Origin of the sequence: Kitasatospora sp. NPDC058170 (genome assembly GCF_042883905.1) — a bacterium.
In the GTDB taxonomy this organism is placed as follows: Bacteria; Actinomycetota; Actinomycetes; order Streptomycetales; family Streptomycetaceae; genus Kitasatospora.
On sequence record NZ_JBHVUV010000006.1, the window covers coordinates 294,968 to 307,005 of the forward strand.

Consider the following 12,038-nt stretch of genomic DNA (forward strand, 5'->3'; position numbering starts at 1 on the left):
GCGGCGTGTCCGGGCCCGCCACCGCCCGCGATCAGTGTCCATCACCGTCCGCGGCCGTGCCCGTTCTGGGGCCGGGCCCCTGCCTGCCTCCGGGCCGGGCCCGCAGGCCTCACGGGCCGCCGACGATGCGCCAGGCGACGCGCTTGCGGGCGGAGCTCCCGCAGGCCACGTGCAGGGCGTCCTCGATCAGCCTGACCTGCTCGCGGACGGCCCGCGCCCAGGCCTGCTCGCGGACGTACGCCTCGATCGTCTCGGCGTCGTCCCGGCGCCGCGGCGCCCCGATCAGGGCGGTGCGCAGGGCCTTGAGACCGGCCTGCATGGCGAGCACCTCGGCGTCCAGGTAGAGCCGGAGCATGCAGGCCAGCTCCAGCGGGTTCCGGTGGAACACCTCCTCGTGGCGCCACCGCGCCGGGGCGAGGTCGAGTAGCCAGTCCTTGGCCGACTGCTCGAACTCCGGGCTGCCGGGGCGGCGCACGGCACCCGGCCAGCGGCCCGCGGACGACCGGGCCGAGGACGACCGGGCCGGCCTGGGCCGGGGCACTGCGTCGGATGCTTCGCTGCGCGTCATGGTTCCACCCCGGGTGCCAAGGGATGCTGCTCCGTGCCCGGTCTCCGGACGGCTGCCGCCAGGGCGGAGGCGGCCGGTGCGGCCGGTGCGGCCGGTCGGCCTCCGAGCGGCCTCCGCCCGGCCTCTGTACCGGTCCCGACCAGGACGATTCGGGTGCGATGAGTCTCAGACCTGCGATTCGCGCTGTCAAGGAGTTGATGACCGGCTCGGGCGGACCGGGACCGGGACCGGGACGGGGACCGGCCCGGCGCCGGACCGTGGGGACGGTCCGGCGCCGGGGGCGAGCGGGTGGGTCAGCTCGCGTGGACGGTGATGTCGTCGCACCAGCCGTAGCCGGTGCCGCTGCGGGCGTAACAGTAGATCTTGGCCGTGGTGGCGTCCGGGCCGGTGGTGAAGGTGGTCGACCGGCTGGTGAAGGCGGTGCCGGAGAAGACGGTGCTGCTGGAGCCTTCGGCGGCGTACTGCTTGGCGCCGAGGGAGAGTTCGGTGCCGCTCGCGGAGACCTTGCCCCAACCGCTCAGCGTGTAGGTGGTGTTGGGCCTGACCTGGATGACCTGCTCGGCGGCGGCCTGGGCGGGCCCGACCTTCACGGCCCGGCTGCCGGTGTGCCTGGTGGCGGTGTCGAGGGTGACGCCTCCGTAGCTCGTCCACGGGTTGAGCGCGGTGTTCTCGAAACCGGGGTCGCGGACCAGGTTGACCGGTGCGCAGGTGCTGTCGTCGAAGGCGGCGGCCTGGTGGAAGCCGCGGTCGGGGCGGCAGACCTGCGGGAGGGCGTTGCCGAAGTAGTCCCGGGTGCCGAGGGTGGGGATCGGGGCGCCGGCGGCGCGGGCCGGGGAGCCCGCGCCCAGCTGGTAGTCGGCGGGGTCGGTACCGCCGGGATCGGCGAACCGGGGGTCGCCGGTCTGCTTCTCCGGGTCGGTGGGCTCGTTGGCCGGGTGGTTGCCGAAGAAGGTGTTCGCGACCCAGGTGAAGTTCGCCGGCCGGTAGGTCTTGCCGGGCATGGCGCGGTACCCGCCGGAGCCGAGGTTGTGGAAGACGTTGTTCGTCAGCCGGACCTTCGTGGTGCCGTAGCCGTCCTCGATGAGGTCGGTGGTGGAACCGGCCGGCAGGTAGACCGTGTTGTGGTACATGTCGGCGCCCGACTCACCGGAGGCGGTCAGCCAGCGGCCCTTGTCGTGGTCGCTGAGGTTGTAGCGCACGACGGTGCCGGAGCTCTGCGAGCCCGAGCCGCAGTTTCCGCAGAACAGCATGAAGCCGCCCTCGTTGTCGTGGCTGTGGTTGAACTGGAACACCGCCCGCTTGTTCCCGTAGTCGGAGTCGAAGGCGTGGCCGTCGCCGTTGTCGGACAGTCGGCGGACGTGGTCGACCTCGTTGTACTGGATCAGCGCGTCGTCCGAATTGATCGCCCACACGCCGACGTTGGAGCCCATCGGGCGCATGGCGATGTCGTACACGTGGTTGTGCTCGACAAGGCCGCCGGCGGAGGCCCGCAGGACGATGCCGTCGCCGCCGGTGTTGTTGATCGTGTTGCCCCGGAACACCATCCGGGTGCTGGGCCGCCAGTTGTCCTTGCCGGCGCAGCCGTCGGTGCTGCCGTACTCGGGCCGGCACATCCAGGTCGAGCGGTTGGTCAGACCCTCCCGGTCGACGTTGCTGATCCGGGAGTTGCGGACCACGGCGTCGTCGAAGGCGGTCGGGGTCGTGGTGCCGGAGACGCGGAACTGGATGCCGTTGGACCACTTGGTGGCGTCTCCGTCGACGTCGTGCACGTAGACGTCGTCGACGAGGTAGTGCGACCCGACGCCGTCGGGCAGGTCGGCGATCTCGACGAGCAGTCCGTTGCGCTCGCGCCTGGTTGAGCCGGTGTCCCGGAAGGTGATCTCCAGGTCGCGGATCTCCCACTGCTCGACGTTGGAGAGGTGGACGGCGGCCTTCTCCGTGGAGGAGGCACTGCCGGCGACGACCGGGCGGGCGGTGCCGGTGCCGTACGCGGCGAGGGTGACCGGGGCGCCGGCGATGCCGGATCCGTGCGGCTTCAGGGTTCCGGTGCAGGTCGCGCCGCGCATGAGCAGCAACTGGTCGCCCGGTCCGAAGACCTGGGCGTTGGCAGCGTCGAGGGTGTTCCACGGACTGGCCTGGCTGCCGTCGCCGTTGGCGGCGGCGGAGCAGTCCAGGTACCTGGCGGTGGGGGTGGCGGCCGTGGCCGGCGGTACGGCGGGGACGGCCAGGGCCGCCGCCGCGCCCGCGACGAGCAGGGCCCGTCCGAGGGTGGGGGGTAGTGACATGAGTGACTCCCGAGGTGGGGGAGGGAGGTGGGGATGAACGCCCGCCCGTACGGTAGGGCGGTCATCTGACCGCGTCAATCCATCTCGATCAGATTTCCATCAATTCGATCGAATGATCAGGAAGTGGCCGCCCCTCCCGTCCTACCCCGCGACGGCCCCGCAGCGGCCCTGCGACGGCATGCCGGACTTCGCCGCCCGCGGCCGGTGGTCCGGGACGGGATGGCGGGCGGGCGGGCCGGTCTCGGCTCAGCCGTTACCGGTCCGGTCGGGGCCGTCCAGGACCCAGCGGAAGGAGGGGCTGTTGTAGTAGTTCATGCTCTGGGTGAGCGTCTCCCCCGCTCCCCCGGGGCCCGCCCAGTGGGTGATGCCCAGCCAGTGCCCGCTGCCCCGGTTGATCACCGCGTGGGGCCGGCCGTCCGTGAGGACCCGCCAGGACTGACCCGGCGAAGCCGCGGCGCAGTCCTCCAGGGACACCGCCGCCTGGTCGGCGGACCGGCCGCCGTTGCCCAGGCAGAGCCCGGTGGCGACGTTCCTGATCCGGGCACTGTCCCCGTCCGGGAGCAGCTGCCAGAGCTGCTCGGGCCGGTCCCGGCACGGCTGGAGGGCCACGGCCCGGGCCGGACCGGCCTGCGCACAGAGGGAGTTGCGGGCGTTGACCAGTCGACGCCCGTCGGACGGCGTCGCGGACGCAGGGGACGGGACGGGGACAGGGACCGGTGACGGCGGCGGTGGGGGCGAGGGCACGGGTGACGGTGGCGGCGGATCGACCCGCCCGGCGGGCCCGGCGCCCCCGGCCCCGGGGCTCGTCGCCGGAGGCGGCGGGTGGCCGGCGGACGGCGGCCCGGCCTCCGGCAGCAGGACCGCCGCCGTGGTGGCGACGCCGGCGGCGGTGACGGCCACCGCGGCCCAGAGCGACCATCCCTTGGCGGCCAGCGCGGCCAACGGCCCGCCGAGCCCAGCACCCGCACCCGCACCGAGGCCAGCCCCCAGGCCGAGACCGGCCCCCGACAGTCCGCCGGCGGGCCAGTGCAGCAGGGCGACCGGAAGCACCGCCGAGATCCGGCCGTTGAGCGCCCGCAGCTCCTCGGCGGCCCGTGCGCAGTCGCCGCAGTCGGCGAGGTGGCGGTCGAGCTCGCGGCTGCGCCGTCGGCCCGGACGGCGCAGCGAACCGCTGAGCAGCCGTCCGTAGTGCCGGCACTCGTCCGTCGCCCGGGTGCCGAGGTGCTCGCTCAGGTAGGCCTCGCGCAGGCCCTCCCGGGCCCGGGCCGCGAGCGACCGCACTCCGCTCGGCGAGAGGCCGAGCCGCCGCCCCACCGCGTGCGCCGCCTCCTCCTCGACCACCGAGTGCCACAGCACGGCCTGCCACTGGTCCGGCAGTGAGCGGTAGGCGCGGGCGACGAGGGAGCACTCCTCGGCCGCGAGCGCGCCCTGGGCGGCGTCCTCGGCCGCGAGGTGGGGCGCCCAGGACTCGACCTCGTCAGAGGGCAGCAGACGCGCCGCGGGCTTGGTGCTCCACTCGGCGGCGACCCGCCGGACGCAGGTCAGCAGATAGGGGCGCCAGGCGTACTGCGGTCCGCCACCGGCCGCCACCGCCCGGTAGGTCCTGGCGAACGCCTCCGCGGCGAGGTCCTGGGCGGTCTGGGCCTCGCGGCAGCAGGTGCGCGCATAGGAGAGGACGGCGCCGTGGTGACGGGAGAACACCTCCGCCATCACCGCCTCGGCGCCTGGACCGTCCCCGGCCGGGGCGCCGAGCAGCGCCGCGAGGGCCGCGTCGTCCAGGGCGGAGAGCTCCGGGCCGCGGTCACGCGGCCGGCCGCGCCGTGTCCTGTCGGGGAGGTGCATCTGGGAGCCGTTCTGGTCGAGCCGTCCGGAGCGAAGATACCGATGTCATACGACATACGGAATATGAAATATGGAATACGAGCTGCATGGCGCTGCCGCCGGGTCACACACGGGGGGAAGTGTCGACGTCTGCCGGTCGGGTGTCGGCGGCGGGCCGTTCCCGGCACCCGCCACCGACACCCGCTGACCTCCGGACTCCACGGTCGGCCTCCCCAACTCCTCTTCTCCGTTCGGGATCTGATGCCAGGAGAGAGTGGCGCCCCGGCTGCGGCGTCCCGCGCCTTTGCCGAACCTTTACCATTCCGGGTCGCGTTTTGCCGCCGCCCGGCCGGTGGGGTAGCGTCCGGCACCGACCTCCGCTCCACCCGGCCGCACCTCCCCGCTCCCGCTCCGTCGAGCAGGAGAGAGCCATGCGAAAGAACCGTCACCGGGCGCCGCTCGCCATCGGCGTCCCCCTCGCCCTCGCCACCCTGGCGGCCGCGTCCTGGGCCACGGTGGGCCTGCCCGGCTGGGCCGACGAGCAGCCCGGCCGTGCGGCCGACAGTGCCCCGGCCACCCCGCCGATCGCCTGCGACACCACCGACGCCTCCGGCAAGGGCTGGTACCAGGCCGTGTACGTCCACCGGGCGGGCAGTCGGCCCCGCGCGGACGCGGTCGACGCGATCCGCACCACGCTGTGGAACGTGGACCAGGCGTTCGAGGCCAGTGCGCAGCGCTTCGGCCAGGGCGACAGCCGCCGCCCGCGGTTCGCCCAGGAGGCCGGCTGCCAGGCCCAGGTGCTCACCGTCGGCGTGGACGGCGCCGACGGCACGTACAAGGTCGGGCAGGTCCGCACGAAGGCCAAGGCGCTGGCCGAGGCCCGGCTGAAGGAGGCCGGCGGCGCCGACCGGGCCCGGGTCGGCCGCACCCGGTTCATCTACTTCGTGGACACCGGCCAGGCCACCGGTTGCGGCGTGGCCTCGGTACCCGCGGCCAAACGCCGGGCGGACCTCCACACCGGCTGGATCGCCGTGAACTGGAACTGCCTCGGCGAGGCGGCACTCTCCCACGAGATGATCCACAACTTCGGGGTGACCCACTGCGACAACGACCACGGCCAGGGCAACGACCCGATCTGCCGCGGCTACGACAAGTCGCCGCGGTGCGACGACATCATGGGCGGGGTGGTCCTCGACTGCGCCAAGGACGAGTTCGCGTACTTCTCCCCGCGCCCCGCGGCCGGCAGCAGGCTGGCCCAGCACCCGGAGGAGAACGTCGCCAACAGTCCGTACCTGATCAAGGACCAGCCCGCCGCAGCGCTGGACGCCACCCTGGTCGGCCGGGCCGACGGGCAGTGCCTGACCGCCGACGGGGACGGCGCCTCGGTGGTGCAGCGGCCGTGCGCGCCCGGCGACGCCCAGGTCTGGCGCCGCAGCGTCGGGCCCGACGGCTATCTGACGATTCGCCACCCGGCCGACGGCAGGTGCCTGACGATGCCCGCCGAGGGCGCCCCGGGCCTCGCCGACTGCAAGCCGGGCGACGCCCACCAGGAGTGGTGGATGCCCTCGGCGCGCGGCGCCGACCGCATGTTCGGCAACCTGCGCAACCGGGCCACCAGCGCGGTGCTGAAGCTGCGCGGTGACGGCAAGCAGAAGAACGCGCCGGCCGAGCGGGCGGGCGCGGGGACTTCCCCTGCCGCACAGTTCCGGGTGGTCCCGGTCGCAGCCGGACCCACGGCGGGCCCGAGCGGGAGCGTGAGCGCTAGCCCGAGCGGGAGCCCGAGCCCGAGCACAAGCGGGAGCCCGACCGCACCCCAGTCCCCGGCCGGCAACAGCCGGACGCCGTTCACCCTGCCGCCGTCGGGCCTCCCGTCGACCGGTACGACGCCCTACGTCCCGACTCCCTACCTCCCGACGCCGTACACCCCGGCGCCCTACACCCCGGCGCCCGAGACCTCCGAGCTGCCGGAGGCGGACGGCGCCGCCGAGGCGGCCCCCGAGGAGGAGGCCGACACCGCGCCCGACACCGCCCCGGCGCCGGGCGAGGACACCGGCGAGTAGTCACCCCGCACACCCACCGCCGTCCGCGGCGGGCGGACCGGACCCCCACCCGGCCCGCCCGCCGCGGACAGACCGACCCCGCCCCGAAGGTCACCGGCCCCCCGTACCCCGGCACGGGCCGGGGCCGGTCGACCGCGCGGCGGCCCCGGGATCCGACGTCCCGTCAGGACGTGCCGAACGCCCGGACGGGCACGGGATTCCCGGGGCTTCCGCGCGGGTAAACCGGCAATGACCAGCGCGCCTGGTGCGCGGCCCCGTCCGGCCGCGCCCGCCCAGCCTCAGGACGTTTCGAGGGGGCCGATCGTGGCCGAGCAACCGGTCTTCGTCACCAACTACCAGTCCCAGGACGGGGCGACCGTTCGGCGGCTTCGCCTGGGCGTCGGCGTCATGGGTTTCCTGCTGCCGATCGTCCTGCCCGTCGGCAACAGCCTCACCTCCGCCCGGATCACGCTGCTCGGGTCGATGAGCGCGTCGTACTACACCCCCATGCGCAACGTCTTCGTGGGCGGCCTCTGCGCCATCGGCGTCTTCCTGATCTGCTACCGCCACGACCGCCGGGAGGACCGGCTGAGTTCGGTGGCCGGCGTCCTCGCCATCCTGGTGGCGCTCTTCCCCACCGAGCCCCCGGCCTCGGTCACCGCGCACCCGAGCACCGCGCAGACGGTCATCGGGACTCTTCATCTCTGCTTCGCCGCAGGGCTGTTCGGGGTGCTCGCGTACTTCTGCCTCCGGCTCTTCGCGGACTCCCGGAGTGCGGACGGCCACCGGCCCGCCGCCGACTGGGCGTACCTGGTCTGCGGGTGGGTCATCGTGGCCTGCGTCGTGGTGGTCACGGTCGGGGCGCTCCTCCACCTCACCTGGGACTCGCCGTTGACCCTGATGTACGTCGGCGAGTCGGTGTCCGTCTTCGCCTTCGGTGTGGCGTGGCTGGTGAAGAGCGAGGCCGTCGCGGCCGGCCTGACACCCCGGCGCGGGCCCGCTCCGGCCGTCGAGCACTGATCCCCACTCCCCACCCAGGCCGGCCAACCCCGGCCCCGGCCCCGCCCCCACCAGCACCGGAGGCAGGACGGGGCCGGGGGCGGCCGGGCGGCGGCCGCCGCATACGATCGACGGGTGTCGGAGCGTACTGATCCCTCGTCATCGGCTGCCCCGTCGGCCCCGGTGGCCGCAGCGTCCTCGTCGCGTCCCCGGCTGCGGCGCCTGCTGCGCAACCCGGGGTCCTGGTACGTGGCCGCGCTCGCCGTGATGTGGCCGGTCCTGCGGCTGCTGCCGCCCGAGCGGGTGCTGGCGCTGCGGGAGTGGGCGTCGACCAACCTCGACAACCTGCGCCCCTGGCCGGCCGGCCACCCGGTCGAGTCGCTGACGGTGTCCGTGTTCGTGCCGCAGAGCACCCTGTGGGTGTGGCCGGTCTTCGCGCTGTCCGTGGTCGCGGTGGTGTCGGTGCTCGGCGCCCGCCGCGCGGTGGCGGCGCTGGCCCTCGCCCACGTGGCCGCGACCGGGCTGACGGAGGCGCTGGTGTGGTGGCGCATCGGGCACGGCTCGCTACCGGCCGCCGAGGCGCACGTGCTGGACACCGGCCCGTCCTACGTCGTGGTGGCCGCGCTGACGGTGGCGATCGCGCGGGCCCGTCCGGTGTGGTCGCGGGCGGTGTGGCTGGTGATGCTGGCGGTGGCCGCCCCCGACCTGTTGTCCGGGATCGGGGACGGCGAGGTGTCCGCCGTCGGCCACGTGCTCGCCTTCGTCGCCGGCCTGGCCATCGCGGCCGCCCACCGGTTCGGCCTGCCACCGCTGGCCCGCCGCCCCGCCCGCCCCACACCGACCGGGTCCTGAACTCCCCACCGGCCGGGTCCTGAACTCCGCACCGGCCGGGTCCTGAACTCCGCACCGGCCGGGTCCTGATCACGGCGCTGCCGCCGCTCCCCCGCGGACCGGTCCCGCCGCCCCGGGCCCGCGGTGGCCACGCTTCGTGGTCACCATCGCGGCGGTGTTAGAAAGGACGCATGGTCGAACAAGCCGACCGATCCCGGACGGTGTCGAAGCCGTCGCCGACCGCGAAGAGCCGCCTCACCAGGAGCCCTCGGAGCGTTGCAGGCCAGGTCTTCGTGCTGCAGGTCGCGGTCGTGGTGCTGCTCGTCCTCGGCGCGATCCTGGCGCTGGTCCTGGAGTCCCGGCACTCCAGCGAGGCGGAGGCCCGCACGCGGTCGGTGGCCGTCGCGGTGGCGTTCGCACACGCCCCCGGACTGCCCGAGGTGCTGAAGTCGCCCGATCCGACGGCCGTGCTCCAGCCGCTGACGGAGGCGGCCCGCCAGGAGGCCGGAGTCGACTTCATCGTGGTCATGAACACCCAGGGCATCCGGTACACGCACCCGCTGCCGGACCGGATCGGCAAGCCGTTCGTCGGGACGATCGGCCCCTCACTGGCCGGCGCCGTCCTCACCGAGAGCGTGTACGGTCCGCTCGGCCACGAGGTCCAGGCGGTCGCTCCCGTCACCGCCCCCGACGGCTCGGTCGTCGGCCTGGTGTCGGCCGGCCTCAAGGTGCAGAACGTCGCCACCGCCGGCGACCGCCAGCTGCCCGTCATCCTGGGCACCGGCGCCGCCGCGCTCACGGTGGCCACCGCCGGGACCGCCCTGATCTCCAGGCGGCTGAAGCGGCAGACCCGCGGCCTGGGGCCGACCGAGATGACCCGCGTGTACGAGCACCACAACGCCGTGCTGCACGCGGTGCGGGAGGGCGTGGTCATCGTCGCGCCGGACGGCCGGCTGCTCCTCGCCAACGACGAGGCGAAGGAGCTGCTGGGGCTGCCGGCCGACGCGGACGGCCGGCACCTGAGCGAGCTGCGGGACCTCGATCCCGACACCGCGGAGCTCCTGCTGTCGGGGCGGGTGGCCACGGACGAGGTCCACCGGTCGGGCGGGCGGCTACTGGCGGTGAACCAACGGCCGACGGACCGCCACGGCCGCGCGATGGGAACGGTCGCGACGATCCGCGACTCCACGGAGCTGCAGGCGCTGGCCGGCGTGGCCGAGGTGACCGGCAAGCGCCTCGCGCTGCTCTACGAGGCCGGTGTCGGCATCGGAACGACGCTCGACGTCGTGCGCACGGCCGAGGAGCTGGCCCGGGTCGCCGTTCCCGCCTTCGCGGACTTCGTCACCGTCGACCTCGCCGACCCGGTCCTCCACGGCGACGAGCCCACCGGCACCGGGGACCTTCGGCGCGCGGCCGTCCACGGCATCCGCGAGGAGCACCCCTTCTACCCGTGCGGCAGACTGATCGCCTTCATCCCCTCCACCCCCCAGGCCCGGGGCTTCGACAGCGGCCGGTCACAGGTGGTCCCCGACCTGTCCGACGCCCCCGGCTGGCAGGCCCAGGATCCGGAGCGGACCCGCCAGATCGTCGAGTACGGCGTCCACTCGCTCATCACCACCCCCTTGAAGGCGCGCGGCATCATCCTGGGCATCGCCAACTTCTGGCGCTCGCAGAAGCCCGAGCCGTTCGACGACGAGGACCGGTCGCTGGCCGAGGAACTGGTCGCCCGGGCCGCGGTCAGCATCGACAACGCCCGCCGCTACACCCGCGAGCACACCACCGCCGTGACGCTGCAGCGCAGCCTGCTGCCGCGCGCCCTGCCGGAACAGAGCGCCCTCACCGTCGCGCACCGCTACCTGCCCGCGCAGTCCGGGGTGAGCGGCGACTGGTTCGACGTGATCCCGCTGTCCGGCAGCCGGGTCGCCCTCGTCGTGGGCGACGTGGTCGGCCACGGGCTGCACGCCGCGGCCACCATGGGCCGGCTGCGCACCGCCGTGCACAACTTCTCCGCCCTCGACCTCCCGCCGGACGAACTGCTCGGCTACCTGGACGAGCTGGTGAACCGCATCGACCAGGAGGAGGCCGACGGCGGCCCGGGCCCCGGCGCCGGGGTCACCGGAGCCACCTGCCTCTACGCGATCTACGACCCGGTCTCCCGGCTCTGCACCATCGCGCGGGCGGGACACCCGCCGCCCGCCCTGGTCGGCCCCGACGGCACCGCCGTGTTCCCGGACCTCCCCGTCGGCCCGCCGCTGGGAACGGGCGGGATGCCGTTCGAGACGGCACAGGTCCAGCTCGCCGAAGGCACCCAGATCGTCCTCTACACCGACGGACTGGTCGAGGAGCGCACCCGTGACTTCGACGTCGGCATGGAACTCCTGCGGGAGGTGCTCTCCCGCCGCGAGCGGCAGCCCGAGGAGCACTGCCGGGCCGTGCTCGACGCCCTGCTGCCGGCCCGCCCCCAGGACGACGTGGCGCTGCTGATCGCGAAGACCCGGGTGCTCGGTGCCGAACAGGTCGCCGATCGCACCGTCCCGCCCGATCCGGCCCGCGTGGCCGAGGTGCGCGAGTGGACCCAGGCGACGCTGGACGCGTGGGACCTGTCGGACCTGGCGTTCGGTACGGAGCTGGTGGTGAGCGAACTGGTCACCAACGCCATCCGCTACGGCTCCCCGCCCGTGCGGGTGCGGCTGCTGCGCGACCGCAGCCTGATCTGCGAGGTGGCCGACGGCAGCAGCACCTCCCCGCACCTGAAGTACGCGGCGACGACCGACGAGGGCGGCCGCGGGCTGTTCCTGGTGGCCCAGCTCACCGAGCGCTGGGGCACCCGGTACACCAGCGAGGGCAAGGTCATCTGGACGGAACAGCCGCTTCCCGCGGGCCCGGAGCCCGACCCGGGTCCTCACCCGGGGCCCGGGCGGGGAGCCGAGGGCACCGTCGGCTGACGGAGGACCGGGGGCAGGGGGCAGGGGTGGAGGGGGCCAGGGGGGACGGGGGCCGGGGGACCGCCGCAGCACCCGGTCCGGGGGCTGCCACGGGCCGAAACGGTCACGGAGAGTACAGGTGGTAGGCACTGCGGGTGGGGGCTGTGGTGCGGGCCACCCGGGAACGGGTCCCCGCCCACCGGTTCCGGTACGGGCCGCGGACGGGTCGTCACGCACCGTCGACGATGTGCGCGGCCTCACAGCCCTCCCGCTGTGGCCCGGACCACTTTCCCCACCCGTTCGATCTTGAAAAAGCGGACATATGGCTTCAAATCATGCCATTTCCTTGATCCTTACGGCAGGTAACAGCCCCCCGACCAGCCCAAACCTACGAATCCTTGAAACCACCCACCAGCCCCCGTAACTTCGAACCCGTTGCACCGACCGACCACACGCTCCCCCGGCCCACCGGACACAGCGCAGGACGGCCCCCCGCAGGCGAGCACCACACCCCCGAAACCACAAGCCCACCCCAGGGCCTGGTTCCGCACGCCCGCACACCCCCGCCGAA

At 74.1% G+C, this 12,038-nt stretch carries 7 protein-coding genes; 4 read left to right on the forward strand and 3 right to left on the reverse strand.

Annotated elements, in window-relative coordinates:
- Positions 1 to 109: 109 nt before the first annotated feature.
- From ACFVVX_RS09870 to ACFVVX_RS09880, 3 genes are all read right to left on the reverse strand, one after another.
- Positions 110 to 568 (reverse strand): hypothetical protein, encoded by a 459-nt coding sequence (locus ACFVVX_RS09870; protein WP_387943371.1) that lies wholly within the window; start codon positions 566 to 568, stop codon positions 110 to 112.
- 293 nt (positions 569 to 861) lie between these two features.
- Positions 862 to 2,853, reverse strand: a complete 1,992-nt coding sequence (locus tag ACFVVX_RS09875) for a carbohydrate binding domain-containing protein (protein ID WP_387943373.1) — start codon at positions 2,851 to 2,853, stop codon at positions 862 to 864.
- Positions 2,854 to 3,099: 246 nt separating this feature from the next.
- Complete coding sequence (locus ACFVVX_RS09880) at positions 3,100 to 4,695, reverse strand: RICIN domain-containing protein (protein ID WP_387943375.1); 1,596 nt, start codon at positions 4,693 to 4,695, stop codon at positions 3,100 to 3,102.
- A 410-nt stretch (positions 4,696 to 5,105) separates the two neighbouring features.
- On the opposite strand from ACFVVX_RS09880, the gene ACFVVX_RS09885 reads away from it, so the two are divergent.
- From ACFVVX_RS09885 to ACFVVX_RS09900, 4 genes are all read left to right on the forward strand, one after another.
- The gene (locus ACFVVX_RS09885; protein WP_387943377.1) at positions 5,106 to 6,734 is read left to right on the forward strand and encodes an RICIN domain-containing protein; all 1,629 of its coding nucleotides are present in this window, start codon (positions 5,106 to 5,108) and stop codon (positions 6,732 to 6,734) included.
- Positions 6,735 to 7,037: 303 nt separating this feature from the next.
- Positions 7,038 to 7,733, forward strand: coding sequence for a DUF998 domain-containing protein (locus ACFVVX_RS09890; RefSeq protein ID WP_387943379.1), 696 nt, complete (start codon positions 7,038 to 7,040; stop codon positions 7,731 to 7,733).
- Positions 7,734 to 7,847: 114 nt separating this feature from the next.
- Positions 7,848 to 8,564 carry a rhomboid-like protein gene (locus ACFVVX_RS09895; protein ID WP_387943381.1) on the forward strand — a complete coding sequence of 239 codons (717 nt, stop codon included), beginning with the start codon at positions 7,848 to 7,850 and terminating at the stop codon, positions 8,562 to 8,564.
- A gap of 170 nt (positions 8,565 to 8,734) precedes the next feature.
- The gene (locus tag ACFVVX_RS09900; RefSeq protein WP_387943383.1) at positions 8,735 to 11,488 is read left to right on the forward strand and encodes a SpoIIE family protein phosphatase; all 2,754 of its coding nucleotides are present in this window, start codon (positions 8,735 to 8,737) and stop codon (positions 11,486 to 11,488) included.
- Positions 11,489 to 12,038: the final 550 nt, after the last annotated feature.

What these genes read in the sequence shown, in the direction of transcription:
- ACFVVX_RS09880 (WP_387943375.1), bottom strand. Translation starts at nt 4,695, where the DNA reads ATGCACCTCCCCGACAGGACACGGCGCGGCCGGCCGCGTGACCGCGGC.
- ACFVVX_RS09900 (WP_387943383.1), top strand. Translation starts at nt 8,735, where the DNA reads ATGGTCGAACAAGCCGACCGATCCCGGACGGTGTCGAAGCCGTCGCCG.
- ACFVVX_RS09870 (WP_387943371.1), bottom strand. Translation starts at nt 568, where the DNA reads ATGACGCGCAGCGAAGCATCCGACGCAGTGCCCCGGCCCAGGCCGGCC.
- ACFVVX_RS09875 (WP_387943373.1), bottom strand. Translation starts at nt 2,853, where the DNA reads ATGTCACTACCCCCCACCCTCGGACGGGCCCTGCTCGTCGCGGGCGCG.
- ACFVVX_RS09885 (WP_387943377.1), top strand. Translation starts at nt 5,106, where the DNA reads ATGCGAAAGAACCGTCACCGGGCGCCGCTCGCCATCGGCGTCCCCCTC.